Origin of the sequence: Aquincola tertiaricarbonis, from assembly GCF_023573145.1 — a bacterium.
GTDB classification, from domain to species: Bacteria; Pseudomonadota; Gammaproteobacteria; order Burkholderiales; family Burkholderiaceae_C; genus Aquincola; species Aquincola tertiaricarbonis_B.
On record NZ_CP097636.1, the window covers coordinates 3,576,158 to 3,601,368 of the forward strand.

26 protein-coding genes are annotated in these 25,211 nt (G+C 69.9%); 4 read left to right on the forward strand and 22 right to left on the reverse strand.

Going from position 1 to position 25,211, the window contains the following annotated elements; genetic code table 11:
* Positions 1 to 106: 106 nt before the first annotated feature.
* From MW290_RS30965 to MW290_RS31005, 9 genes are read right to left on the reverse strand one after another with little or no spacing between them, the layout of a single operon-like run.
* Complete coding sequence (locus MW290_RS30965) at positions 107 to 526, reverse strand: F0F1 ATP synthase subunit epsilon (RefSeq protein WP_250198170.1); 420 nt, start codon at positions 524 to 526, stop codon at positions 107 to 109.
* Between the two features lie 15 nt (positions 527 to 541).
* Positions 542 to 1,948 (reverse strand): F0F1 ATP synthase subunit beta, encoded by a 1,407-nt coding sequence (atpD, locus tag MW290_RS30970; protein ID WP_250198171.1) that lies wholly within the window; start codon positions 1,946 to 1,948, stop codon positions 542 to 544.
* A 23-nt stretch (positions 1,949 to 1,971) separates the two neighbouring features.
* Positions 1,972 to 2,850: a F0F1 ATP synthase subunit gamma gene (atpG, locus tag MW290_RS30975; RefSeq protein ID WP_250198172.1), complete on the reverse strand. Its 879-nt coding sequence runs from the start codon at positions 2,848 to 2,850 to the stop codon at positions 1,972 to 1,974.
* A 12-nt stretch (positions 2,851 to 2,862) separates the two neighbouring features.
* On the reverse strand, positions 2,863 to 4,416 hold the full coding sequence (atpA, locus tag MW290_RS30980; RefSeq protein WP_250198173.1) for a F0F1 ATP synthase subunit alpha: 1,554 nt from the start codon (positions 4,414 to 4,416) through the stop codon (positions 2,863 to 2,865).
* A gap of 34 nt (positions 4,417 to 4,450) precedes the next feature.
* Positions 4,451 to 4,975: a F0F1 ATP synthase subunit delta gene (locus tag MW290_RS30985; RefSeq protein ID WP_250198174.1), complete on the reverse strand. Its 525-nt coding sequence runs from the start codon at positions 4,973 to 4,975 to the stop codon at positions 4,451 to 4,453.
* Between the two features lie 4 nt (positions 4,976 to 4,979).
* Positions 4,980 to 5,450 (reverse strand): F0F1 ATP synthase subunit B, encoded by a 471-nt coding sequence (locus MW290_RS30990; RefSeq protein WP_250198175.1) that lies wholly within the window; start codon positions 5,448 to 5,450, stop codon positions 4,980 to 4,982.
* 40 nt (positions 5,451 to 5,490) lie between these two features.
* Positions 5,491 to 5,742, reverse strand: coding sequence for a F0F1 ATP synthase subunit C (gene atpE, locus MW290_RS30995; RefSeq protein ID WP_046113321.1), 252 nt, complete (start codon positions 5,740 to 5,742; stop codon positions 5,491 to 5,493).
* Positions 5,743 to 5,796: 54 nt separating this feature from the next.
* Entirely contained in the window at positions 5,797 to 6,681 is an 885-nt protein-coding gene (gene atpB, locus MW290_RS31000; protein WP_250198176.1) for a F0F1 ATP synthase subunit A, read from the reverse strand.
* 28 nt (positions 6,682 to 6,709) lie between these two features.
* Positions 6,710 to 7,189: an ATP synthase subunit I gene (locus MW290_RS31005; protein ID WP_250198177.1), complete on the reverse strand. Its 480-nt coding sequence runs from the start codon at positions 7,187 to 7,189 to the stop codon at positions 6,710 to 6,712.
* A gap of 216 nt (positions 7,190 to 7,405) precedes the next feature.
* Between MW290_RS31005 and MW290_RS31010 the strand changes: the two genes are divergently transcribed.
* On the forward strand, positions 7,406 to 9,580 hold the full coding sequence (locus MW290_RS31010; protein ID WP_250198178.1) for a protein-disulfide reductase DsbD family protein: 2,175 nt from the start codon (positions 7,406 to 7,408) through the stop codon (positions 9,578 to 9,580).
* 19 nt (positions 9,581 to 9,599) lie between these two features.
* Here MW290_RS31010 and MW290_RS31015 read toward each other — a convergent pair whose 3' ends face one another.
* From MW290_RS31015 to MW290_RS31030, 4 genes are read right to left on the reverse strand one after another with little or no spacing between them, the layout of a single operon-like run.
* Entirely contained in the window at positions 9,600 to 10,514 is a 915-nt protein-coding gene (locus MW290_RS31015; protein ID WP_250198179.1) for an SMP-30/gluconolactonase/LRE family protein, read from the reverse strand.
* A complete protein-coding gene (locus MW290_RS31020; protein WP_250198180.1) occupies positions 10,511 to 11,380 on the reverse strand; it encodes an aldose 1-epimerase in 870 nt (289 codons plus the stop codon). Before MW290_RS31020 ends, MW290_RS31015 begins: the two co-directional genes overlap by 4 nt.
* Positions 11,381 to 11,406: 26 nt before the next feature.
* Positions 11,407 to 11,901, reverse strand: coding sequence for a GNAT family N-acetyltransferase (locus MW290_RS31025; protein ID WP_250198181.1), 495 nt, complete (start codon positions 11,899 to 11,901; stop codon positions 11,407 to 11,409).
* 3 nt (positions 11,902 to 11,904) lie between these two features.
* Positions 11,905 to 12,594: a cytochrome b/b6 domain-containing protein gene (locus tag MW290_RS31030; RefSeq protein ID WP_250198182.1), complete on the reverse strand. Its 690-nt coding sequence runs from the start codon at positions 12,592 to 12,594 to the stop codon at positions 11,905 to 11,907.
* A gap of 164 nt (positions 12,595 to 12,758) precedes the next feature.
* On the opposite strand from MW290_RS31030, the gene MW290_RS31035 reads away from it, so the two are divergent.
* On the forward strand, positions 12,759 to 13,214 hold the full coding sequence (locus MW290_RS31035) for a c-type cytochrome (protein WP_250198183.1): 456 nt from the start codon (positions 12,759 to 12,761) through the stop codon (positions 13,212 to 13,214).
* Here MW290_RS31035 and MW290_RS31040 read toward each other — a convergent pair whose 3' ends face one another.
* Genes MW290_RS31040 through MW290_RS31065 form a run of 6 tightly spaced genes read right to left on the reverse strand, consistent with a single transcriptional unit; the run spans position 13,215 to position 18,339 of the window.
* Complete coding sequence (locus MW290_RS31040; protein WP_250198184.1) at positions 13,215 to 13,934, reverse strand: alanyl-tRNA editing protein; 720 nt, start codon at positions 13,932 to 13,934, stop codon at positions 13,215 to 13,217.
* A 4-nt stretch (positions 13,935 to 13,938) separates the two neighbouring features.
* The gene (locus MW290_RS31045; protein ID WP_250198185.1) at positions 13,939 to 14,610 is read right to left on the reverse strand and encodes a VOC family protein; all 672 of its coding nucleotides are present in this window, start codon (positions 14,608 to 14,610) and stop codon (positions 13,939 to 13,941) included.
* A gap of 9 nt (positions 14,611 to 14,619) precedes the next feature.
* Complete coding sequence (locus MW290_RS31050) at positions 14,620 to 15,471, reverse strand: PhzF family protein (protein WP_250198186.1); 852 nt, start codon at positions 15,469 to 15,471, stop codon at positions 14,620 to 14,622.
* A complete protein-coding gene (locus MW290_RS31055) occupies positions 15,468 to 16,646 on the reverse strand; it encodes an aminotransferase-like domain-containing protein (protein WP_250198187.1) in 1,179 nt (392 codons plus the stop codon). The genes MW290_RS31050 and MW290_RS31055 overlap by 4 nt, the downstream gene beginning before the upstream one ends.
* Positions 16,643 to 17,368 (reverse strand): aspartate/glutamate racemase family protein, encoded by a 726-nt coding sequence (locus tag MW290_RS31060; protein WP_250198188.1) that lies wholly within the window; start codon positions 17,366 to 17,368, stop codon positions 16,643 to 16,645. Before MW290_RS31060 ends, MW290_RS31055 begins: the two co-directional genes overlap by 4 nt.
* Positions 17,365 to 18,339 (reverse strand): DMT family transporter, encoded by a 975-nt coding sequence (locus tag MW290_RS31065; protein ID WP_250198189.1) that lies wholly within the window; start codon positions 18,337 to 18,339, stop codon positions 17,365 to 17,367. The genes MW290_RS31060 and MW290_RS31065 overlap by 4 nt, the downstream gene beginning before the upstream one ends.
* Positions 18,340 to 18,465: 126 nt before the next feature.
* Here MW290_RS31065 and MW290_RS31070 point away from each other — a divergent pair, with 126 nt between their 5' ends.
* Both MW290_RS31070 and MW290_RS31075 read left to right on the forward strand, forming a co-directional pair.
* Positions 18,466 to 19,893 (forward strand): aminotransferase-like domain-containing protein, encoded by a 1,428-nt coding sequence (locus tag MW290_RS31070; protein ID WP_375142905.1) that lies wholly within the window; start codon positions 18,466 to 18,468, stop codon positions 19,891 to 19,893.
* A 70-nt stretch (positions 19,894 to 19,963) separates the two neighbouring features.
* On the forward strand, positions 19,964 to 20,695 hold the full coding sequence (locus tag MW290_RS31075) for a hypothetical protein (protein WP_250198190.1): 732 nt from the start codon (positions 19,964 to 19,966) through the stop codon (positions 20,693 to 20,695).
* Between the two features lie 177 nt (positions 20,696 to 20,872).
* Here MW290_RS31075 and MW290_RS31080 read toward each other — a convergent pair whose 3' ends face one another.
* From MW290_RS31080 to MW290_RS31090, 3 genes are all read right to left on the reverse strand, one after another.
* Positions 20,873 to 21,277: a PaaI family thioesterase gene (locus MW290_RS31080; RefSeq protein ID WP_250198191.1), complete on the reverse strand. Its 405-nt coding sequence runs from the start codon at positions 21,275 to 21,277 to the stop codon at positions 20,873 to 20,875.
* A gap of 21 nt (positions 21,278 to 21,298) precedes the next feature.
* Positions 21,299 to 23,197 carry an ATP-binding cassette domain-containing protein gene (locus tag MW290_RS31085; protein WP_250198192.1) on the reverse strand — a complete coding sequence of 633 codons (1,899 nt, stop codon included), beginning with the start codon at positions 23,195 to 23,197 and terminating at the stop codon, positions 21,299 to 21,301.
* Between the two features lie 79 nt (positions 23,198 to 23,276).
* Entirely contained in the window at positions 23,277 to 25,115 is a 1,839-nt protein-coding gene (locus MW290_RS31090; RefSeq protein WP_250198193.1) for a 5'-nucleotidase C-terminal domain-containing protein, read from the reverse strand.
* Between the last annotated feature and the right edge of the window lie 96 nt (positions 25,116 to 25,211).

The following is a 25,211-nucleotide window of genomic DNA, read 5'->3' on the forward strand; positions in this document are numbered from 1 at the left end:
GCAACGGCTTGATGCCTGGCCCGGCTGCGCAAGCGGCAGGGCCAAAGAAAAAGCGGGCCTCGGCCCGCTTTTTTGTGCCTGCCGGCGCCGTCGCGCCGAAAGGGCTTTACTTGTTGCCGCGGAACTTGCGCAGCGCGGCCAGCTGAGCGGCCATCGCGGCGAACTCGCTCTGCGCGGCCGCGAAGTCGATGTCCGTCTTCGCGTTCTTCATCGCCTCTTCGGCCGCCTTCTTGGCTTCGGCCGCCTTGGCCTCGTCCAGGTCACGGCCGCGGATCGCGGTGTCGGCAAGCACCGTCACGGTGCCCGGTTGCACCTCGAGGATGCCACCCGCCACGAACACGAACTCTTCCTCGCCGTTGTCCGCGCGCTCGATGCGCACCGCGCCCGGCTTGATGCGGGTGATCAGCGGGGTGTGGCGCGGCAGGATGCCGAGCTCGCCGCTTTCGCCCGGCAGGGCGACGAACTTCGCTTCGCCCGAGAAGATGAGCTCCTCGGCCGAAACGACATCCACGTGTAGGGTGGCCATGTCGTTGCTCCGCGATTACTGCAGCTTCTTGGCTTTTTCGACGGCTTCTTCGATCGTGCCGACCATGTAAAAGGCCTGCTCGGGAAGGTGGTCGTATTCGCCGGCCACGATGGCCTTGAAGCCCTTGATCGTGTCCTTCAGGGACACGTACTTGCCCGGCGAGCCGGTGAACACTTCGGCCACGTGGAACGGCTGCGACAGGAAACGCTGGATCTTCCGGGCGCGCGCCACGGCCAGCTTGTCTTCCGGCGACAGTTCGTCCATGCCCAGAATCGCGATGATGTCGCGCAGTTCCTTGTAGCGCTGCAGGATGCCCTGCACCGCACGGGTGGTGGAGTAGTGCTCTTCGCCCACCACGTTGGGGTCGACCTGGCGCGAGGTCGAGTCCAGTGGGTCCACGGCGGGGTAGATGCCCAGCGCGGCGATGTCGCGCGACAGCACCACGGTGGCGTCCAAGTGGGCGAAGGTGGTGGCAGGCGACGGGTCGGTCAGGTCGTCCGCAGGGACGTACACGGCCTGGATCGAGGTGATCGAGCCGACCTTGGTCGACGTGATCCGCTCTTGCAGGCGGCCCATTTCTTCGGCCAGCGTCGGCTGGTAGCCCACCGCGGAAGGCATACGGCCCAGCAGTGCGGACACTTCGGTACCGGCCAGCGTGTAGCGGTAGATGTTGTCCACGAAGAACAGCACGTCACGGCCTTCGTCGCGGAACGACTCGGCGATGGTCAGGCCGGTCAGGGCCACGCGCAGACGGTTGCCCGGCGGCTCGTTCATCTGGCCGTAGACCATGGCCACCTTGGAGTCCGGCAGGCTCTCCAGGTTGACGACGCCCGAATCGGCCATCTCGTGATAGAAGTCGTTGCCCTCACGGGTACGTTCGCCCACGCCAGCAAACACCGACAGGCCGCTGTGCGCCTTCGCGATGTTGTTGATGAGCTCCATCATGTTCACGGTCTTGCCGACGCCGGCGCCACCGAACAGACCCACCTTGCCGCCCTTGGCGAACGGGCAGATCAGGTCGATCACCTTGATGCCGGTTTCCAGCAGCTCGGTCGAGGGCGACAGCTCGTCGTACGTGGGGGCCTTGCGGTGGATCGAGGCCGTGAGGTCCTGGCTGACCGGACCGCGCTCGTCGATCGGGTTGCCCAGCACGTCCATGATGCGGCCCAGGGTGGCCTGGCCCACCGGCACCGAGATCGGCGCGCCGGTGTTGTAGACCATGGTGCCGCGGCGCAGGCCGTCGGACGAGCCGAGGGCAATCGTGCGCACCACACCGTCGCCCAGCTGCTGCTGCACTTCCAGCGTCAGCGCCGAGCCTTCCATCTTGAGCGCGTCGTACACGCGCGGGATGTTTTGCGCGGGAAATTCAACGTCCACCACCGCGCCGATGCATTGGACGATCTTGCCTTGGGCTTGCGTCATGTCAGTTCCTTTAATCTTTTCCGTCACACTGCAGCGGCGCCGCTGACGATCTCGGAGAGTTCCTTCGTGATCGCCGCCTGGCGGGTCTTGTTGTAGACCAGCTTCAGCTCACCGATCAGGTTGCCGGCGTTGTCGGTGGCGGCCTTCATCGCAACCATGCGTGCCGACTGTTCCGACGCCATGTTCTCGGCCACGGCCTGGTACACCAGCGCTTCGATGTAGCGGGTCAGCAGCTCGTCGATCACGGTCGCGGCGTCGGGCTCGTAGATGTAGTCCCAGCCGTAGGCCTGCTTCTCTTCGGCCGACTGCGCCAGGCGCGAGCCTTCGAGCGGCAGCAGCTGCTCGACCACCGGCTCCTGGCGCATCGTGTTGATGAAGCGCGTGTAGCAGAGGTAGACCTTGTCGACCTTGCCTTCGACGAAGGCATCGAGCATCACCTTGACCGGGCCGATCAGCTTCTCGAGCATCGGCGCGTCGCCGAGCTGCACCGCGTGGCTGACCACCGGCACGTTCATCCGGTTCAGGAAGCCGTAGCCCTTGTTGCCGATCGCGACCGCCTGCACCTTCAGGCCGGCGGCCTGATCGTCGCGCATGCGGGACGTGACGGCGCGCAGCACGTTGGTGTTCAAGCCACCGCACAGGCCCTTGTCGGTGGTGACGACGATGTAACCCGCCGCCTTCGACGTGCCGTCGGTCCGCATGTAGGCCGACTGGTATTCCGGATTCGCGCTCGACAGGTTGGCCGTGATGTTGCGGATCTTGTCGCTGTACGGACGCGCGCCGCGCATCCGGTCCTGCGCCTTGCGCATCTTGGACGCGGCGACCATTTCCATGGCCTTGGTGATCTTCTTGGTGTTCTCCACCGATTTGATCTTGCCGCGTATTTCCTTGCCGACAGCCATCTCGGGCTCCTGTTAGGCGAACGACTTCTTGAACGAAGCGATCGCGTCGGTCAGCTTGGCTTCGGAGTCCTTGCTCAGCGCCTTTTCGGACTCCAGCGTCTGCAGCAGAGCGGCATGGCTGGTCTTCAGGTGCTGGTGCAGGCCGTGTTCGAAGGCCAGGATCTTCTTGACGTCGACGTCGTCCATGTAGCCCTTGTTCACCGCGAACAGCGTGGCGGCCATCAGGCTGATGGGCAGCGGCGAGTACTGGGCCTGCTTCAGCAGTTCGGTCACGCGGGCACCGCGGTCCAGCTGCTTGCGGGTGGCGGCGTCCAGGTCGGAAGCGAACTGCGCGAACGCAGCCAGTTCACGGTACTGCGCCAGGTCGGTACGAATACCGCCGGACAGGCCCTTGATCAGCTTGGTCTGGGCGGCACCACCGACGCGCGACACCGAGATACCGGCGTTGATGGCGGGGCGGATACCGGCGTTGAACAGGCTGGTTTCCAGGAAGATCTGGCCGTCGGTGATCGAGATCACGTTCGTCGGCACGAAGGCGGACACGTCGCCGGCCTGCGTTTCGATGATCGGCAGCGCGGTCAGCGAACCGGTCTTGCCCTTGACCTCACCCTTGGTGAAGGCTTCGACGTAGTCGGCGTTCACGCGGGCGGCACGCTCCAGCAGACGGCTGTGGAGATAGAACACGTCGCCAGGGAAAGCTTCGCGGCCCGGCGGGCGGCGCAGCAGCAGCGAGACCTGACGGTAGGCGACGGCCTGCTTGGACAGGTCGTCGTAGACGATCAGCGCGTCCTGGCCGCGGTCGCGGAAGTACTCGCCCATCGTGCAGCCCGAGTAGGCCGACACGTACTGCATGGCAGCCGATTCGGAGGCCGAGGCGGCCACGACGATGGTGTAGTCCATCGCACCGGCCTGTTCCAGCGCGCGCACCACGTTCTTGATCGACGAAGCCTTCTGGCCGATCGCGACGTAGATGCAGGTCATGTTCTGACCCTTCTGGCTGATGATCGCGTCGATCGCCACGGCGGTCTTGCCGGTCTGGCGGTCGCCGATGATCAGCTCGCGCTGGCCACGGCCGACGGGCACCATCGAGTCGATCGACTTCAGGCCGGTCTGCACCGGCTGGTCCACCGACTTACGTGCGATCACGCCCGGGGCGACCTTCTCGATCACGTCGGTCAGCTTGGCGTTGATCGGGCCCTTGCCGTCGATGGGCTGGCCCAGCGCGTTGACCACGCGGCCGATCAGCTCGGGACCGACCGGCACTTCCAGGATGCGGCCCGTGCACTTGACGGTGTCGCCTTCGGAGATGTGCTCGTATTCGCCCAGGATCACCGCGCCGACCGAGTCGCGCTCGAGGTTCAGTGCCAGGCCGAACGAGGGCTGGCCGTCCTTGCCGGCCGGGAACTCGAGCATTTCGCCCTGCATCACGTCCGACAGGCCGTGCACACGCACGATGCCGTCGGTGACCGACACGACGGTACCCTGGTTGCGGATGTCCGACGAGGCTTGCAGGCCCTCGATGCGGCTCTTGATCAGTTCGGAAATTTCAGCGGGATTCAGTTGCATAGCTTTCTCCGGTCGGCCGCGGGGCCGGGGACACTCAGGCGGTGAGCGCGACCTTCATCTGTTCGAGGCGGGCCTTCACCGAGGTGTCGAGCACTTCGTCGCCCACGACGACGCGCACGCCGCCGATCAGCGCCGGATCGATCCAGACGGTGGGATTGAGCTTGCGCCCGAAGCGCCTTTCGAGCGCCGCCACCATCTCGGCCAGGGTGGCATCGTCGATCGGGAAGGCGCTGTAGATGGCCGCGTCGGACACGCCCGAACGGGCATTGACCAGCGCATGGAACTGGGCAGCGATCTCGGGCAGCGCGGCCATGCGGCCGTTGTCGATCACGGTGCGCAGGAAGTTCTGCAGCGAAGGCGACAGCGGCTGGTTGGCCACCGACGTGACGAGGTCGTACACCTGATCGGCGCTGACCTTCGGGTTGTCGGCGAACTGGCGCAGCTGCGCGTCACCGGCCACGGCGGCCAGTGCGCTCAGCTGCTGCGCGGTCTGCGCATCGCCACCCGCCTTGAACAGCGCCTCGGCGTAGGGCCTCGCGATGGTTGCAAGCTCGGCCATGGCGTCAGAGTTCCGTCTTCAGGCGGGACAGCAGATCGGCATGCACGCTGGCGTTGACCTCGCGACGCAGGATCTGCTCGGCACCCTTGACGGCCAGCTCGGCGACCTGCGCACGCAGGGCTTCGCGGGCCTGGACGATGGCCTGATCGGCTTCGGCCTTGGCGGCTGCGACGATCTTGGCACCTTCCTCGTTGGCGCGTTGCTTGGCTTCCTCGACGATCGACTGGGCCAGACGCTCGGCGTCGGCCAGGCGCTTGCCGGCATCGTCGCGCGCAGCGCTCAGCTGCTGCTCGACGCGCTGGTTGGCTTGCGCCAGCTCGGACTTGGCCTTGTCGGCCGCGGCCAGGCCGTCAGCGATCTTGCGGGCCCGCTCATCCAGCGCCTTGGTGATCGGCGGCCAGATATAGCGCATCGAGAACCAGACGAGGATCGCAAAGACAACCGCCTGCAGGAACAGGGTCGAATTGATGTTCACGGCACGATCCTTTCGCTCGTGAAAGGGTCAGGACGGGAAATCAGGCGGCCAGCTGGAACGGATTCGCGAAGGCGAACAGCAGGGCGATGGCGACACCGATCAGGAACGCAGCGTCGATCAGACCGGCCAGGATGAACATCTTGGTTTGCAGGTCGTTCATCAGCTCAGGCTGGCGAGCCGACGATTCCAGGAACTTGCCACCCATCAGGGCGATACCGATCGAAGCACCGATGGCGCCGAGACCAACGATCAGACCGCAGGCGAGAGCGACGAGGCCGAGGATGTTTTCCATGTTTTGCTCCTAAGGAGGTTTTGGTGATGAAGGAAGGAAACGAAAGGAACCGGATCAGTGCGCGTCGTGCGCCTGACCGACATAGATCAGCGTGAGCATCATGAAAATGAACGCCTGCAGCGTGATCACCAGAATGTGGAACAGGGTCCAGACGGTCCCGGCCACCACATGCCCGACGCCCAGCCAGAAGCCGCCGGACAAGGGGTTGAATTGCCACGCCCACACGCCACCCATCAGCGCGATCAGCATGAACACGAGTTCGCCGGCGAACATGTTGCCGAACAGCCGCATGCCGTGGGACACGGTCTTGGCCAGGAACTCGATCATCTGCATCAGGAAGTTCACCGGGTACAGGAACCACTTGTCGCCGAACGGTGCGGCGATCAGTTCATGCGACCAGCCGCCGATGCCCTTGATCTTGATGTTGTAGAAGATGCAGACCAGCAGCACCGAGACCGACAGACCCAGCGTTGTCGACAGGTCGGCGGTGGGCACCACGCGCATGTAGTCGGCCTGGCCGAGCGCCGGACCCACGTGGTGCCAGATGCCCGGCAGCAGGTCGACCGGCAGCATGTCCATGAAGTTCATCAGGAAGATCCAGACGAACACCGTGAGCGCCAGCGGCGACACCAGCTTGCGGCTGTTGGCGTTGTGGATCACGCCCTTGGCCTGGTTGTCCACCATCTCGACCAGGATCTCCAGCGCAGCCTGGAAGCGGCCCGGCACGCCCGACGTGGCGGCACGCGCAGCGCGCCACAGCACGAAGCAACCCAGCGCGCCCAGCAGCACCGAGTAGACGAGCGAGTCGAGGTTGAACACGCTGAAGTCGACGATCGAGGTCTGCTTGGCAGGCTCGAACGACAAGGTCTTCTGCAGGTGCTGGAGGTGGTGAACGATGTACTCGCCGGCGGTGGGCGCGTGTCCTGCTGCTTCTGCCATCTCTGTTTGAACCTGTAGTCTTATCGTTTCACCGGCCGCGCCACAACAGCGCGACCCAATACGTTTTCAAGCACAGCACCAGGGCGACCAGCAGAGCCGGCCAACTCAGATGCGGCAAGAGTCTTGGTGCCAGCACGAGCAGCGACACCGACACCAGCAACTTCACCAGCTCCCAGACCATGAAGCGCACGGCTCCTGACCCGGGGGCTGTGGCGCCCAACCTGCTGGTGATGCCACGCGCCATCAAGGCCCCGGGCAGCACCACCACACCGGCGCCGTACAACGCCGACCAGAACGCGTGGGACTCCCGGGTGACCGCCCATGTGGCCAGTGCGATCACCAAGCCCACCAAGGCCTGGAACCTCACCACCCTCCACGGCGAAACAGCCGGATGTCTCTCGCGCCAAGCCTGGGCTTCTTCGGGCGTCAGGCTTTTCACCTGCTGCTCATCGAGCCCATCTTGTCCGGCATCGGCCCACGTGTCCGAGCGGTTCGTCCGTTCTGACATGTGCAGCTCTCTCTTACCGGCCAGTGGCAAAGCGCCGGGAGTATACGGTCAAACCCGTGCTTTTCTCGGCATCCCACCCCACTGCTGCGGATTGACCACTGAACGTGTCTTCACGTAAGGAAGCGTTGCTCCAGGCGCCGTGCTGAAATGCGTGGCCGCGCCGTGCGGCCCCTCTCTTCACCAGAACCCCCGGCCCGGCCGACTTTCCAACTGCGCATGCTGCTTGCCCGTCTATTGTTGCCGCTGGCCCTGGGCCTGCCTTGTGCGGCCTTCGCCGCGCTGTTCGGTGGTTCGCCGGCCGTCGTCAAGACCGACCAGGTGCGGGCGGAACTGGTGGCCCATGCGCCCGAGGGTGTTGAAGCCGGCAAGCCGGTGTGGCTGGGCCTCAAGATCACCCACGAGCCGCACTGGCACACCTACTGGAAGAACCCCGGCGACTCGGGCCTGCCGACCACCCTGCAGTGGACGCTGCCGCCGGGCGTGAATGCCGGCGACGTGGCCTGGCCCACGCCCAAGCGGCTGCCAGTGGGACCGCTGATGAACTATGGCTACGAGGACACGCTGCTGCTGCCTGTGCCGCTGACCGTGCCCACGGGCTTCGATGCGCCGACGCTGGACGTGAAGCTGCACGCCGAATGGCTGGTGTGCAAGGAGGTGTGCATTCCGCAGGCCGGCGACTTCACGCTGTCGCTGCCCACCCGCGCAGCCACCGCCGGCAATGCCGCCGACTTCTCGGCCGCCGCCCGCAGCACACCTACGGCCGCCGCCGGCGCACGCACCGAGGCGCGGCTGACCGACACCGCACTGGAACTGCGCATCGAAGGCCTGCCTGCGGCCTGGCAGGGACGGCGCCTGGTGTTCTTCCCGGAGACCGCGGGCGTGATCGACAACGCCGCCGCACAGCAGGTGCGCTGGGAAGGCGGCGCCTGGCAGGCCAGCGTGCGGCTGTCGGCCCAGCGCAGCGAAAGCCCCGCCCGCATGGCGGCCGTGCTGGTGGCCGAGGGCCAGCCCGCCGGCCTGGAGCTGGCCTTCGACGTGCCCGGCCCCTGGCCCGACCCGTCGCTGGCCGCGGCAGCCGCACCGGCGACGGTGGCCGAAGCGGCTGCCTTGCCGACGTCGACCTCGACGCCACCCCCGCCGCTGGGCTGGGCCGGCGCCCTGCTGCTGGCCTTGGGTGGCGGCCTGCTGCTCAACCTGATGCCCTGCGTGTTCCCGGTGCTCTCGCTCAAGGTGCTGGGCTTTGCCAGCCATGCACACGACCGCCAGGCCCGCGTGGGCGGCGGGCTGGCGTACACGGCCGGCGTGGTGCTGTCCTTCCTGGCGCTGGCGGCGCTGCTGCTGGCCTTGCGCGCCGGGGGTGAACAACTGGGCTGGGGCTTCCAGCTGCAGTCGCCCGCCGTGGTGGCGGCGCTGGCCGCGCTGTTCACGCTGGTAGGCCTCAACCTGGCCGGCGTGTTCGAGTTCGGCTCGATGCTGCCGGGCAACCTGGCCACGCTGCGGGCCCGCCACCCGATGGCCGACTCCTTCCTGACCGGCGTGCTGGCGGTGGCCATCGCATCGCCCTGCACGGCGCCCTTCATGGGCGCCTCGCTGGGCCTGGCGGTCACGCTGCCGGCGGCGCAGGCACTGGCCATCTTCGGTGCGCTGGGGCTGGGCATGGCCCTGCCCTACCTGGCGGCCAGCCTGTGGCCCGGCGTGGCGCGGGCCATGCCGCGACCCGGCGTGTGGATGCAGCGCTTCAAGGTGCTGATGGCCTTCCCGATGTTCGCCACCGTGATCTGGCTGGTCTGGGTGCTGGGCCAGCAGGCGGGCATCGATGCGGTGGCCGCGCTGCTGGGCCTGCTGCTGGCCCTGGCCTTCGCGGCCTGGGCCTGGGGCGGCCCCGGCTTTGGCCGCGGTGCGCGGCTGGGCTTTGGCGGTGTGAGCGTGCTGCTGCTGGCGGCCGCCCTGGGCTGGGCGCTGCCGGCCTTGCGTGAACCGGCCGTGGCAGCGGTGCCCGCCATGACCACCGGCTCGGCCACCGGCGCACAGGACGGCGCCGTGGCCACCTGGGAGCCGTGGAGCGCCGCCCGCGTGGCCGAGCTCACCGCCCAGGGCCGGCCGGTGTTCGTCGACTTCACCGCCGCCTGGTGCGTGACCTGCCAGTTCAACAAGCGTGGCGCCTTGAGCGATGCGCAGGTGATGGCCGACTTCGCGCAGCGGCAGGTGGTGCTGATGCGCGCCGACTGGACCCGCCGCGACGCCGCGATCGGCGCCGAGCTGACCCGCCTGGGCCGCAGCGGCGTGCCGGTGTACGCGCTCTACAAACCCGGTGCCGCCACCGCCGCGCCGCAGCTGCTGCCCGAGATCCTGAGCGTGCGCACGCTGCGCGAGGCGATCGCGCAGCTGTAGCGCAGCGAGCTTGGGGGCTTCATCCAGCTTTGGCGAAGTTGGCCGGCAGGCCCGGTACGTCGACGCGCAGTGTCAACACCGCGCCGGCCCACGGCATACGGGCCAGTTCCTCGGCGGGGCGGTTCTCGCGGCCGGTGGTGATGTAGAGCGTCTTCAGGTCCGGCCCGCCGAAGCAGGGCATGGTGGGGCACTGCACCGGCAGCTTCACCTCGCGCAGCAGCTCGCCACGCGGCGACAGGCGCAGCACCCGCGCGCCTTCGAACATGGCCACCCAGTAGCAGCCCTCGGCGTCCACCGAAGCGCCGTCGGGCCGGCCGCCGTAGTCGGCCAGGTCCATGCCGGGCTGCTTGACCGGGAACTGCACCCACACCCGCTTGCCCGACAAGGTGCCCAGCACCGGGTCGAAGTCGAAGGCGTAGATGGTGTGGGCCTTGGTGTCGCTCCAGTAGGCGGTGCGGCCATCGGGGCTCCAGGCCAGGCCGTTGGCGGTGGTCACGCCCTCGGCCTGGCGGGTGAGCTTGCCGCCCGCCCAGCAGTACAAGGCGGCGGCCGCACGGTCGCGCGGCTCATACAACGTGCCGGCCCACATGCGGCCCTGCGGGTCGGCCTTGCCGTCGTTGAAGCGCTCGATCGTCGGGTCGTAAGGCGGCTTGGCCAGCGGTCGGCTGCGGCCGGTGGCGGGGTCGAAGCTCACCAGCCCGGTGCGCAGCGCCAGCAGCAGCTCGCCGCCCAGCGCCGGGGCGCAGCAGGCCACGTCGGTATCGAAGGCCCATTCGTCATGCTGGCCGCTCGCCGGGTTGAATCGGTTGAGCTTGTGACCCGGGATGTCGCACCAGTACAGGCTGCGCTCGGTGGCATGCCACACGGGTGATTCACCCAGCAGCGAGGGCGCGACGGGAATGACGCCGATGTCGTCGGGGATGGCCGTGCTCATGCGCGCTCCACGGCCAGTGTCATCGTGCCTTCGTGCGTCTGCCCCGGCGGCAGCGACACCAGGCCATGGGCCAGCGGATCGGCCATCTGGATGGCGTTGCTGACGTGGCTCACGGGCTCCACGCAGTAATAGTCCTTGGTCTGCGGCGTGAACACCACCAGGTACGAAAGGTCGGAGGTGAGCCGCAGGGTCAGCGCCTCATCGCGGATCAGCGCCGCGCCCTGCCAGCCCTGGAAGCAGTTGTCGAAGCGCAGCTCGCTCACCGGCGCATCGATGGTGGGCTGAGTCACGGCCTGGCGCGGCAGCTCGTCGCTGGGGTCGGAATCCCAGCGCTCGGCCACCTCGATGTGCAGGTGGCTGTCAGCACGCTTGGGGAAGTACGGGTGCCAGCCCAAGCCCACCGGCTGCGCCTGATCGGCCTGGTTGGTGATGGCCATGCGCAGTTGCAGGCCGCCGGGCGTCAGCGTGAAGGTCTGGGTGGCTTCGAGGGCGAAGGGCCAGTGGTCGTCGGCCGCGTGCACGTAGCGCAGCACGGCTTCGGTCTCCGTGCTGGACACCACCTGCCACGGGCGCTTCCAGCCCACGCCGTGCACCGAATGCGGGCTCTGGTCGAAGTTGGGCTGCGTGGTGTAGGCCTGGCCCTGCCAGTCGAAATGCCGGAAGCCGATGCGGTTGGAGTAAGGCACCAGCGGGTAGCAGCCCGAGGGCCGGGAGGCGGCCAGTGCGGCCGGCTCGGTGCTGCGCAGCACGGCCACGTCGTCCAGCCACAGGCCGGCGATGCAGCCGCCCAGATCGGGACGAAGGGCCAGGCGCAGCGCGCCAGCGCGCAGTTCAACGATGTGCGGGGTGGGCGTGGGCTCGTTCATGCGGCGCATGCTACCGCCCGCGGAAGTCAGCCCAGATGGGCCATGAGGTAGTGCGACCCCGGCAACGGGTTGAAGTAGTACGGCGGAATCTCTTCGAAGCCCAGCGAGCTGTAGAGGCCGCGGGCGGCTTCCATGTCGTCCAGCGTGTCGAGCAGCATGCAGGAGTAGCCGGCCTGCAGCGCGCGGTCCATCAGCGCCTGCGCCAGCAGCCGGCCCAGGCCGAAGCGGCGGAAGGCGCGGCGCACGTACAGCCGCTTCATCTCGCAGGCATTGGGATAGTCGGACTCGGGCAGCGGCCTGAAGGCACCGCAGCCGGCCAGCTCGCCATCCACGAAGACCAGCATCAGCGCCCCCGCCGGCGGCGCGTAGTCGCCCGGCAGGCCGGCCAGCTCGGCGTCGAAGTTCTGGAAGCACAGGTCCACGCCCAGCTGCTCCGCGTACTCGCGGAAGATGAGCCGCGTGTCTTCGATCAGCGCGGGCGTGTCCGCCTCGACCAGGGCGATGTCCGGCGTCTCGCTCATGCCTCAGCCCCCGAGCGACGCGACCCAGGCCGCCCCGCCCGCGCACAGCGCCAGCAGCAGCACGGCCAGCGCGCGCTGGGCCAGGCGGTCGGCCGAGGCCGGCGTGCCGGCGGGCAGTTGCTTGTCGCCCGACAGCATCGGCCCCACCAGGTTGCGGCCCTTGGCCACGCGGTAGAACACGATGGCCAGCACATGCAGCACCGCCAGGCCGATGATCAGCCACTGGCCGGCGCCGGTGTGCCAGTCGGTGGCGGTGGCCGAGGTGTCGCCCGACACGAAGCGGTACAGCGGCCCCTGGTTGGCGATCTCGTCATCGGCCACCAGGCCGGTGCCCACCTGCGCCGACAGCACGGCCAGCAGCGCGAACACCGACAACGCGCCCACCGGGCTGTGCCCCACCTCGAAGTGACCGCCGGGCCCGGCGTGCCCGCGCAGGTAGGCGAACACGCTGCCCGGCCCGTAGAGGAAGTGCACGAAGCGCGACCAGCGACCACCCACCAGGCCCCACAGCAGCCGGAAGGCCAGCAGCGCCAGCACCAGGTAGCCCAGGCGGAAGTGCCAGACCATCGCGTTGCCGCCCACCTTGGCGGTGATGACGAGGGCGATGACCGCGCTCGCCAGCAGCCAGTGGAAAACACGGGTGGGCAGGTCCCACACCCGCACGCGCTGCAGCGGCGTGCCACCACCGTTCATCGGACGCTCCAGATAAAGCCGTTCACAACGGGGAAGATAACCGCTCGGCCGCGCCGCTTCCAGTGTGGCGGCCGATGGAACAAATGCCACCACTCCTCCGTACACTCGCCAGGCCCTGCACCGCGGGGCCGTCCGCCTACCCAGCCTTCAGCCCGGAGAACCGAATGAAGAAGTCCGTATCGACCGCCCTTGCCGCCCTGATGGTGGCCGTGGCCCTGCCGGCCGCCGCCCAGTTCCAGAAGACCGAAGACGCCATCGAGTACCGACAAGGCGCCTTCTTCGTGATGGGCCAGCATTTCGGCCGCATCGGCGCGATGGCCAACGGCAAGGCGCCGTTCGATGCCAAGGCCGCGGTGGACAACGCCGAGATCGTCGCCACCCTGGCCAAGCTGCCCTGGGCGGCCTTCGGCGAAGGCACGGACAAGGGTCACGGCACCAAGGCCAAGCCCGAGATCTGGAAGGAACAGGACAAGTTCAAGGCCGCAGCCATCAAGATGCAGGACGAAACCGGCAAGCTGCTGGTGGCCGCCAAGACCGGCGACCTGGCCCAGCTGAAGACGGCCTTCGGCAGCACCGCGCAGACCTGCAAGGCCTGCCACGACGACTTCCGCAGCAAGTGATCAGCCGTCCGCCAGGCCCAGCACCACGCGCCGCGTCCTGGCGGACTTCTTCTCGATCTTGCTGACGAACACGCCGCCGATGTCGGCGGTGTTGCCTACGTGGGTGCCCCCGCAGGGCTGCAGATCCACCCCCTCCACCTCCAGCAGCCGGATGCGGCCATGGCCACGCGGCGGCTGCACGCTCATGCTGCGCACCAACCCCGGGTTGGCGTCCAGTTCGTCTTCGCCGATCCAGCGGTGACGCACCGGGTGCGCCTCGGCCACCAGGCGGGCCAGGCCGGCGTTCAGAACGTCCTTGTCCAGCGGCTCGGTCATGTGAAAGTCCAGCCGGGCCGCGTCGGCGGTGATGGAACAGCCGTCCACCGGGTGCGGCACCAGCGCGCACAGCAGGTGCGTGGCGGTGTGGAAGCGCCGGTGCCGGGCACGGCGCGCCACGTCGATGCGGGCCTGCACGGGCTGGCCGGGCTGCAGCTCGGCCCACAACGCCTCCTGGCCCGGCGCGGGCACATGCAGGATGCCGGCTTCGCCCTTGCGGGTGTCGGCGATCTGCAGCACCCGGCCATCGGGCAGCAGCAGCTCGCCGCGGTCGCCGGCCTGGCCGCCACCCAGGGGGTAGAACACGGTGCGGTCCAGCACCACGCCGGCAGCGTCCACCAACAGCACACGCGCCTCGCAGCTGCTCAGGTCGGCGTCTTCACGGAACAGTTCTTCGGTGGCCAAGGCGTCACTCCACGGAGAAGGGCGAGGCCAGCAGCACCTCGCCATGCGGGCAGGACAAGCGTGCCTGCAGCGCCGGCCCGGGGCCGGGCAGAGGCTCGACCCGCGACGGCGGCAGCAGCGCTGCGGCTGCCGCCGGCAACCCGCGCAGCTGCAGGTTCAACAGGGCCAGGCCGCTGTCCGCCATGCGTTCGGTCGGGTGCGCGCCGTCCCAGGTGATCAGCGTGGGCAGCGCACCGCCCGCGCGCAGCAGGCCGTCGTCGGGCACGGTGATCTGCCAGCGCAACAGGCCGGCCGGGGTGTTGCGCTCGGCGGCCTGCACCCGGCCGGGGTCGTGGCCGGCGGTGGCCAGGCGCTGCTGGTCGGCCTGCAGGTGGTCGGTGCGCAGCACCCAGTGCAACAGCTGCGGGCCGAGGGCCAGCGCGGCCTGCACGTCGGGCGTGTCCAGCCCGAACCAGCGCGCACGCCCCGGCGGCGGCGCCTGCGGGTCGATCGCGATGATCTCCAGGTAGGCCGCCGCGAAGCCCTCACCCGCCAGCCGCAGCAGCCGGTTGTGGGTGCCCATGAAAGCATGCTGGCCTCCCGGGCCGAGCACCACGCCGAAGGTGGCCTGGCACCAGGCGGCGCCTTCTTCCAGGCTGCGGGCAGCCACCACCAGGTGGTCGAGTTGTCTAGACATGTGCGCCTGCTACAGGCTCACCCGGCCTTCGATGCAGCCGGCCACTTCACCGCCCACCCACACGTCGGTGCCGTCGTGCGACAGGTGCACTCGGCCGGCGCGGCCCAGCGCCGTGCCTTGGGCGGCCACGTACTGCCGCGGCGCCAGGCCCGCCTCCATCAGCCACTGCGCCACCGCGGCGTTCAGGCTGCCCGTCACCGGGTCTTCGAAGTTGCCGCCGCCGATGAAGGCGCGCAGCTCGAACTGCGCCTCATGCCCCGCCGGATGCGGCGCCACCACGCCCAGCTTGACGTCGCCCAGCGCCGCGTAGTCGCAGTGCAAGGCCAGCACGTTGGCGGCCGAGCCCAGCATCACGCCGGCCCAGCCGGGGCCGTTGTCGCACCATGCGTGGTGAAGGACGGCGTCGCGCGGGATCTTCAGCCCGGCGCAGATGCGGGCCAGCACGTCCTCCGGCAGCGGGCCGCTGCGGCGCCGCGGCGGTGCGGCAAAGGCCAGGCGCTGCACGCCGCCGGCCACCTGCCGCCGCACCCGCACCAGGCCCACTTCGCATTGCTGCACCACCTGCTCGCCGCGCGGCTGGCCGCCGGCCTGCAGCCAGGCGTGGCAGCTGCCCAGCGTGGGATGGCCGGCGAACGGCAGCTCACCGATGGGCGTGAAGATGCGCACCCGGTAGTCGGCCTGCGGGTCGGTGGGCGGCAACAGGAAAGTGGTCTCGGACAGGTTGGTCCAGCGCGCGAAGGCCGCCATGCGCTCGTCGCTCAGGCCCTCGGCATCGTGCACCACGGCCAGCGGGTTGCCGTACAGCGCTCGGCCGGTGAAGACGTCGAGCTGGGTGAAGCGGCGGCTGGTGGGTGTGCTCATGGCTGAGACTCCAGGGCTTGTTGAAACACCCGGCCCAGCGCCGCCACGCCCTGCGTGATGCGCTCGGCCGACACGGTGACGAAGCTCAGCCGCAGCGTGTTCATGCGCGGCGCGCTGGCGTAGAAGGCGGCGCCCGGCACGTAGGCCACACCGGCTTCCACCGCTTGGGGCAGCAGGGCCAGCGTGTCCAGGCCCTCGGGCAGCTCCACCCAGAAGAACATGCCGCCATCGGGCAGCTGCCAGCGACAGCCGGCGGGCAGGTGCTGTTCCAGCGCGGCCTTCATCGCATCGCGCTGGGCCTTGTAGCGGGCGCGGATGGTGGGCACGTGGCGGTCGAGGAAGCCGTCCTTGATCACCTCGTACACCACGCGCTGATTGAAGCCCGGCGTGTGCAGGTCGGCCGCCTGCTTGGCCTGCAGCAGCTTGGGGTACAGCGGCTTGGGCGCCACCACGTAGCCCAGGCGCAGGCCCGGCGCCAGCACCTTGGAGAACGAGCCCAGGTACAGCACCTGGTCAGGCGCGTGGGCGGCCAGCGGCGCGGCCGGCGGCTGGTCGAACCACAGGTCGCCGTAGGGGTTGTCTTCCAGCACCGGCAGGCCCAGGCGCAGGCATTCGGCCATCAGCGCGTCGCGCCGCGGGGCGCCGATGCAGCGGCCGCTCGGGTTCTGGAAGTTGGGCAGCATGTACAGGAAGCGCGCACCACGCGCCGCCTGCAGCTCGGTCGGCACCGGGCCCTGGTCGTCGCAGTCCACCGGCACGAACTCGGGCTCGTACGGCGCAAAGGCCTGCAGAGCCCCCAGGTAGGTGGGCGACTCCACCGCCACGCGGCTGCCCGGGTCCAGCAGCACCTTGCCGGCCAGATCCAGGCCCTGCTGAGAGCCGGTGGTGATCAGCACCTGGTCGGCGTCGACCTTCAGGCCTTGCGTGGCCAGTTGCGCGGCCACCCAGTCGCGCAGCGGGCCGAAGCCTTCGCTGGCGGCGTACTGCAGCGCTTCGCGCGGGGCCTCGGTCAGCACGCGGGCGGCGGCCTCGCGCATGGCCTCGACCGGAAAGCCCTCGGCCGCAGGAAGGCCGCCGGCCAGCGAGACGATGCCGGGCCGCTCGGTCACCTTCAGGATCTCGCGGATGATCGATGGGTTGAGCCGCTCGGCGCGGCGGGCCAGGGTCCAGGTCATGTGGGCTTTCTGTCGGGGTGGGTGGGTTCGTCCAGCATCCAGCGAACGGCGGCTTCGGCATGCAGGGCGGTGCTGTCGAACAGCGGGAACGCATGCTGGAGCGGGTCCAGCAGCAGCGAGATTTCGGTGCAGCCCAGGATGACGCCTTGCGCACCGCGGGCGGCCAGCCGGTCGATGACGCCCAGGTAGGCCTGGCGCGAGGCCTCGGTCACCACGCCGCGGCACAGTTCATCGTAGATGACGGCATGCACCCGCGCCCGGTCGGCGGCCGGCGGCACCAGCACCTCCAGGCCGCTGCGCTGGCGCAGGCGGTCGATGACGATGGTGCTGTCCTCCATCGTGAAGCGCGTGCCCAGCAGGCCCACGCACGACAGGCCGGCCGCACGGATGGCGGCGCCCGTGGCATCGGCGATGTGCAGCAGCGGCAGGCCGGCAGCGGCTTCGATGGTGTCGGCCACCTTGTGCATGGTGTTGGTGGCCAGCACCAGGCCCTGCGCACCGGCGCGCCACAGGCCCGAGCCCAGCGCGCCCAGGTGCTGCGCCGCGGCGGCCCACTGGCCGGCGCTCTGCCACTGCGCCACCGGCGCGAAGTCGACGCTGGCGATGCGCAGCGGCGCGCTGTGCAGCCCGCCCAGCCGGCGCGACACGCCCTGGTTGAGCAGGCGGTAGTAGACGGCGGTGGATTCCCAGCTCATGCCGCCCAGCAGTCCCAGCGTCTTCATCGTGCGGGCTCCGGTCGTGGGGGGTGAACCGGCAGGCGCTTGCCCACCAGCACGGTGGCGATCACGGCCAGCGCGAACAGCAGCGTCATGGCGTCCAGCCGCTCACCCAGCAGCGGCACGGCCACCAGCATGGAGGCAAAGGGCTGCACCAGCTGCACCTGGCTCACCCGCAGCGTACCGCCCAGCGCCAGGCCGCGGTACCAGGCGAAGAAGCCCAGCCACATCGACACCAGGGACACATATGCGAAGCCGCCCCAGGCCGCCGGCCGCGCCTCGGCCAGCGCCGCCGGCTGCTGCAGCGCGATGGCGATGGTCCAGGGCAGCGTGAGGGGCAGGCACAGCACCAGCATCCAGCAGATGACGTGTTCGCCGCGCAGGCCCTGGGCCGCCAAGCGGGCGCCGCCCACGTAGCCCACGGCGCCGCTGGCCACGGCAGCCAGCAGCAGGCCATCGGCCGCCTGCAGCCGGCCACCACCCTGCACCGCGGCAAAAGCCAGCACCAGCGCGCAACCCAGCAGCGCGCAGGCCCAGAAGGCGGGTGCCGGCCGCTGGCGCAGCCACACCGCGCCCACCGCGGCGGTGGCCAGCGGCAAAAAGCCGGTGATCACCGCCGCGTGGATGGCCTCGACATGGCGCACCGCAAAGCCGCTGAACCACGGAAAGCCGAACACCACGCCGGCGGCGCTGACCGCCAGCAGGCCCCATTGGCGGCCGCGCGGCCGCGGGGCGTGGGTGGCCCACAGGACCAACGCCGACAGCAAACCGGCCACCGCCGCACGGCCGATGGCCACGAAATCGGGCGGCAGCTGCGGCTGCGAGGCATCGCCGCCGGCCAGCCGCGTCATCGGGATGCTCAGCGAGAACATCAGCACCCCCGCCAGGCAGAGCCACCAGCCGCGGCGGCTGTCACGCAGGGCGGCAGCCGCGGCTGGCGCGGGGAAAGAGGCGGTGGCGGGGGCGGCAGTGTTCATGGCATGCGCTCCAAGGTGGGCAGCCCAGTCTAGGGGCATCAACCAACACAGTATCAGTACACTTCAGCAAACTCAGTGCCGATCTGTACTGCCACCAGCAACAGCACAGCAGGCACCATCACCCACATGTCCATGCTCGAACCGCCCCTGCCTTCGACCGCGCTGTCGCGCGACGGCGAAGCCACGCTGGCCGCGCAGCTGGCCGCGCGCTATGCCGAACGCATCGAGCAGCAGCTGCTGGCGCCCGGGGCCCGGCTGCCCTCGGTGCGCGAATGCGCGCGCCGCCACACCGTGAGCCCCAGCACGGTGGTGGCCGCCTACGACCAGCTGGCCGCCCAGGGCTTGGTGGAGGCGCGGCCCCAGCGCGGCTTTTTCGTGCGCGGGCCGCAGGCCGGCCGGCGCGCCGCCGCGCGGGCCCAGCCGGCCCCCAGCGCACCCCGCATACGCCCCACCGACGCGGCCACGATGATCCGCGGCATGTTCCATGGCGTGGGCACGCCCGGCCCCGGCATGGGCACGCTGCCGCCCGACTGGCTGGACCTGCCGCTGCTCAACGGCGCCATGCGCCGGGCCACGGCCGATGACGACAGCGCGCTGCGCTACGGCGAGCCGGCCGGCGACCTGCGCTTTCGCACGGCCTTCGTGCAGCGGCTGGCCGATGTAGGCATCGGCGCCACGCCGGCCCAGTTGCTCACCACCATGGGCGCCACCCATGCGCTGGACATCGTGTGCCGCACCCTCACCCAGCCGGGCGACGCGGTGCTGGTGGACGAGCCGGGCTGGCCGATCGAGTTCGCTCGGCTGGCGCGGCTGGGCCTGCGGGTGCTGCCGGTGCCACGCGGTGCCCAGGGCCCCGACCTGGAGGTGCTGCGCACGCTGGCGCAGGCGCACCGGCCGCGGCTGTACATCACCGTCTCGGTGCTGCACAACCCCACCGGCGCGATGCTGTCGCTGGCCGCGGCGCACCAGGTGCTCAAGCTGGCCGAGTCCTGCGACTTCACCATCGTGGAGGACGACACCTATGCCTATCTGGCGCCGGCCCACGTGCCGCGGCTGTCGGCGCTCGACAACCTGCAGCGCAGCATCTACCTCACCGGCTTTTCCAAGATCCTGACGCCCAACTGGCGCGTGGGCTGCATCGCCACCACCCCGGCCATGGCCGACCGGCTGATCGACACCAAGCTGCTGGGCATGCTGAGCACGCCCACCGCGCCCGAGCGCGCGCTGGCGGTGACGCTGGAGCAGGGCTCGCTGCGCCGCCATGCGGAACGGGTGATCGTGCGGCTGGAAGCGGCGCGCCACCGCACCCAGCAGCTGGCCGAGGAAGCGGGCTTCCGCTTCGCGGCGCCGCCACAGGGCTTGTTCGGCTGGGTGGACGCGGGCGTGGACACCGAGCGATTGACCGAAGCCATGCTCGACCGCGGCTGGCTGCTGGCGCCGGGCACGCTGTTCCACGCCACGCCGCGGCCCACGTCGCTGATGCGGGTGAACTTCGCCACCGCACAGAACGCGACGCTGTGGGACACGCTGCGACAGGTGCGTTCCGAGCTGTAGGCGCGGCCAGGCGCCCGCACAGCGCTAACATGCGAGGGCGTCTGCCTTACACATCGGCACAGCACCGATCGTGACCTTCGAATCTACCTTGCCCTTCGGCACACCCGACCTGATGCGGGTGAGTGACTTCCAGCGGTACCTCGACGAGCTTGTGCTCACCGAGCGCAGCGAAGGCGTGCCCGGGTTTACCGCGTCCCTCAGCCCTTCGCTGATGATGGATCTGCAACGGGTGGAGCAGACGGGCCAGACGGCTGACGTGCTGGTGGTCATCGCGGCCAGCCTGCGCCATGGCCACTCGCTGGCCGTGCACCTGCAAAGCGGCGAGAAGGTGTTGCCGCTCACCGTGTTTCCGGCGCAGCAGCTGGCGCACTGCCCGGTGCCGCTGGAAGAGCTGCTGGGCGGCCGGTTGTCCGACCTGCGGGTGATGCATGTGGAGCCGGCGGTGCTGCGGCCGCCGGGCGATCCGCAGGCCGCGCTGGTGGGCGACCGCCACCTGTACCACCCGCTGCCCCAGCTCACCTGGGACATGGCGCTGCGCGGCGCCCGCGACGAGCTGCTGCCCGAGATCGCCGGCCAGGCGGCCTACCGCATCTCGCCAGGCACCGACCTGCGCAACCTGGGCCTCAGCGGCACGCTGCTGGCCGCGGTGCAGCGGCTGCAGCGCCAGTCCATCAACCTGCGCGACCTGGCCGAGTGGCCGGGGTTCGACCGCGTGCGCGCGGCCCGGCTGCTGAACGCGCTGTACTTGCAGGCCGGCCTGATCGTCAGCCGCACCCATCCGGCCGCCACCGGTGGGCGCTGACGTTGGCCCCCAAGCTCGCTTTGCTCGCGTCCCCCCGAGGGGGATCTCAGTCCCTTGGGGCGGCCCGGCGGGACTGAGGTTCGCCCCCAAGCTCGCTTTGCTCGCGTCCCCCCGAGGGGGATCTCAGTCCCTTGGGGCGGCCCGGCGGGACTGAGCCCACCGGCACGGCTGGGCTGATCAGCGCTCGATCAGCTTGAAGCTGCCGGTGGCCAGCGCCACCAGCGTGCCTTCGGCATCGTGCGCCTCGCCGCGTGCAAAGCTGATGGAGCGGCCCCGCCGCTCGCAGCGGGCGGTGCACACCACGTCGCCGCGGGCGGCCGCCACGAAGTGGATGCTGAGGTCGATCGTCGCCACGCCGAACTGCGTGGGCGCATGCGAGCGCACCGCAGCGGCCAGGCCGCAATCGAACAGCACCGACAGCGCGCCGCCGTGCACATCGCCCCGGCTGTTGGCATGCGCCGCGTTGAAGGGCAGGCGCACGCGCGCCTGATCATCGCCCACCGCTTCGCCCTGCAGGCCGAAGGTGGCGGCCAGCGGGATCTGCAGGCCGAAGAGGGTGTCAGGAGGAAAGGAACTGCTCATGCGGCCATGATGCCTTCACGCTCAACGCGCGCCCAGGGCTTCCCAGCGCTCCAGCGCAGCCAGCAGCTCGTCGTCGATGGCGCTGTAGCGGGCCTGCAGCTCAGCCACCTTCTGGTGCGTTTCGCGGGCGTAGATGCCGGGGTCGGCCAGCTGCTCGCCCAGGGCTTTCTGCTCGGCTTCCAGCGCCTCGATCTTCGCGGGCAGCGCATCCAGCTCGCGCTGCTCCTTGTAGCTGAGCTTGCGGGCCGCCGCGGCGGGCTTGGCGGGCGCCGTGGCGGCGGCTGAAGCGGCCGGCGCGGGCGCCGGTGCTGCCGCTGCGGCGGCTGCTGCAGCCACGGCGCGTGACCGGTCGCGCTGCTGCAGCCAGTCTTCGATGCCGCCTTCGTACTCGCGCCACAGGCCGGGCTTGGCATCGCCCTCCCAGGCGATGGTGCTGGTGACCACGTTGTCGACGAAGCGCCGGTCGTGGCTGACCAGGAACACCGTGCCGCTGTAAGACTGCAGCAGCTCTTCCAGCAGCTCCAGCGTGTCGATGTCCAGGTCGTTGGTGGGTTCGTCCAGTACCAGCACGTTGGCCGGCAGCGCGAACAGGCGCGCCAGCTGCACCCGGTTGCGTTCACCGCCCGAGAGCGTGCGCACCGGGCTGTTGGCGCGCTCGGGCGAGAACAGGAAGTCGGTGAGGTAGCTCATCACATGCTTGCGCTGGCCGCCGATCTCCACCCACTCGCTGCCCGGGCTGATGGTGTCGGCCAGCGTGGCGTCCAGGTTCAGGCCGGCTCGCATCTGGTCGAAGTAGGCCACCTGCAGGTTGCTGCCGCGGCGCACGCTGCCCTGCGTGGGTGCCAGCTCGCCGAGGATGAGCTTGAGCAGCGTGGTCTTGCCACTGCCGTTGGGGCCGACCAGGCCCACCTTGTCGCCCCGCAGGATGGTGGCACTGAAGCCGTCGATCAGCGTGCGATCGCCGAAGCGCTGGCTGACGTCGCGCAGCTCGGCGACGATCTTGCCGCTGGGCGCGCCCGAATCCACCTCCAGCTTCACCTGGCCCAGCGATTCGCGGCGGCGGGCGCGCTGCTCGCGCAGCGCCTGCAGCCGCTGCACCCGGCCCACGCTGCGGGTGCGGCGCGCTTCCACGCCCTTGCGCACCCACACCTCTTCCTGCGCCAGCAGCTTGTCGGCGCGGGCATTGGCCAGGGCTTCGTCCTCCAGCTCGCGGGCCTTGGTGGCCTCGTAGGCGCTGAAGTGGCCCGGGTAGCTGCGCAGCACGCCGCGGTCCAGCTCGACGATGCGGGTGGCCACCGCGTCGATGAAGGCGCGGTCGTGCGAGATGAGCAGCAGCGCGCCGCCCCATTCGTTGAGCAGCGTTTGCAGCCAGACGATGGCGTCCAGGTCCAGGTGGTTGGTGGGCTCGTCCAGCAGCAGCACGTCGGGGTGGGCGGCCAGCGCCTGGGCCAGGGCCACGCGCTTCTTGGTGCCGCCCGACAGCGCGTCCACCACCGCCGCGGGGTCCAGGTGCAGACGTTGCAGCGTCTCGTCCACCCGGCGTTCCCAGTTCCAGCCGTCCAGCGCCTCGATGCGGGTCTGGATCGCGTCCAGGTCGTCGCCGGGCTCATGCGCCTCGTAGCGGGCGCGCAGGGCCTTGGCTTCGGCCACGCCTTCGCTCACCACCTCGAACACCGTGGCACCGGCCGCGAAGTCGGGCTCCTGCGGCACATAGAAACGGCGCACGTTCTGCTGCGCCTGCAGCAAGCCGTCGTCCAGCTTTTCCAGGCCGGCCAGCACCTTGAGCAGCGACGACTTGCCGGCACCGTTGCGGCCGATCAGCGCCACCCGTTCACCGGCCTCCAGCGAAAAGCCCGCGCCATCGAGCAGCGGAACGTGGCCGAAGGCCAGATGGGCATTGGAGAGGGACAGCAGGGCCATGGTGCAGGGCAATCGGGGGCGGGCAACAGGCGAGCATACCTGCCGGGCCTTGCCCCTGACGGCCCGGCGGGCCGGGCGTTCAGGGCGCGGTGCCGGCGGGCCGATTGGCGTAGTCGCTCTGCGGCAGCGGCCGCAGCGTGCCCGCGGCGCGCACGTGGTCCACGAAGGTCTGCGTGTAGTACAGCCCCGTGTCCACCCAGCGGCTGGCATCGGCCTGCACCCGGCCCAGCGTGGCATAGCCGTCCTTGCCGCCGGCCAGGTAGTCGCTGGTCACCACCACGTAGCTGGCGTCGGGCTGCAGCGGCTGCCAGCGGCCGGTCGCGCGGTCGCGCACTTCCAGCGCGCTGACGCGCTGGCCCCGCGGCTGCTGCAGGTCGAGCTGCCAACGCAGGCCGGCGGCGTAAGGGTGGGCGCCATCGGAGCCGCGCACGCCGTTCACCGGATCGCGGTGGAAAGCGATGGCTTCTTCCAGCACGGCTTGGATCTCGGCGCCGGTCAGCGCCATCTCCACCAGCGTGTTGGCAAAGGGCAGCACCCGGTAGGCGGTGTCCACCGTCACCGTGCCCTGCGGCACGCCGGTGCGCACGCCGCCGGCGTTCTGCAGCGCGATCTGCGCCCGCCTGGAGGCCTGCAGGAAGGCCTGGGCCACCACCTGCGCGGTGTCGCTGCCGCGCGGGCCGCAGCCCGAGGCCGGCGTACTGCCCGGCACCCGCTCATGGCACAGCGCCGCCGGGGCTTCGCCCACCTTGTCGCGCAGGCGCTCGCCCAGCTGGCGGGCGTAGTCCTGCATCACGGCCTGCGCGGCCGGGTCGGGCGCCACCAGCTGCCACTCGGGCGACAGGCGCTGGCGCAGCGCCTGCGCCTGGTCGGCGGGCAGAGGCTGCCAACGGCCGGCGGCATCCTTGCGCTGTACCCCCTCACCGATCGGCAGCACCAACCGGCCGCCGCAGGAAGTGACGCGGCCCGCCGCATCGAAGCCGACGTCCAGCACGCCCACGGCCTTGGCGTACTCCCAGGCCTGCACCACACACACCGGCGCACCATCGGCATTGACGCTGCGCTGCGGGTACTCGCCCGCGGGCTTAGGCCCCACGGCGGCCAGCGCGGCCGATGCCAGCAGCGTGTGTGAGTCGCCGCCCACCACCACGTCCACCTCGGGCAGCTGGCGCACCAGCGCCAGGTCGTTCTGCAGCCCCAGGTGCGTGGCCAGCACGATGTGGTGCACGCCCTGGGCCTGCAGCGCGGCCACGGCCTGGCGGGCGGCGTCCGCCTCCTGCAGGAAGACGGTGCTGGGCAGCGGCCGCGACGAAGCCACCGTCTTGCCGCGGATGGTCAGGCCCACGATGCCGACGCGCACGCCGCCCACGGTGCGCACCACCCAGGGCTGAAACAGCGGCGCGCCGCCCGGCGCTGGTGCCAGCGGCGTGCCGGCCGCCGGCACCACGTTGGCCGACAGCACCACGGGATGGCAGCCCGGGCCACTGGCCAGTGCATCGAGGAAGCTGCGCAGGCCGGCATCACCTTCGTCGAATTCGTGGTTGCCCAGCGTGAAGGTGTCGAAGCAGGCGAGCTTCATCACCTGTGCATCGGCCTGGCCACGGAACACGGTGTGGAACAGCGTGCCGGTGAGCGCATCGCCCGCATGCAGGCGCAGCGTGGGCACGCTGTCGTCCAGCCCGCGCAGCACCGCCACCACGCGCGGCAGGCCGCCGAGTTCCAGCCGGGTTGGCTGGCCGTCGAGCTGGATGTCGAAGCTGCGCTGCGGCTCCAGGTTGGCGTGGTGGTCGTTGACGTGGGCGATGCGCAGGCGGAAGGCCTCAGGGGCGGGAGCCGGCGGCGTGGCGCAGCCGGCCAGCGTCAACACCATCGAGACGAGGGTCCAGCGTCGGGCGGCGAGGCGGGCAACGAAAGCGGGCATGGCGGACTTGAAGAGGCTCATGGCGCCGACTCAGCAAGTTTGATGCTCAAGAAACGCGTCACATCGTTTCAATCACTTTGGAACACTTCTTGCGCT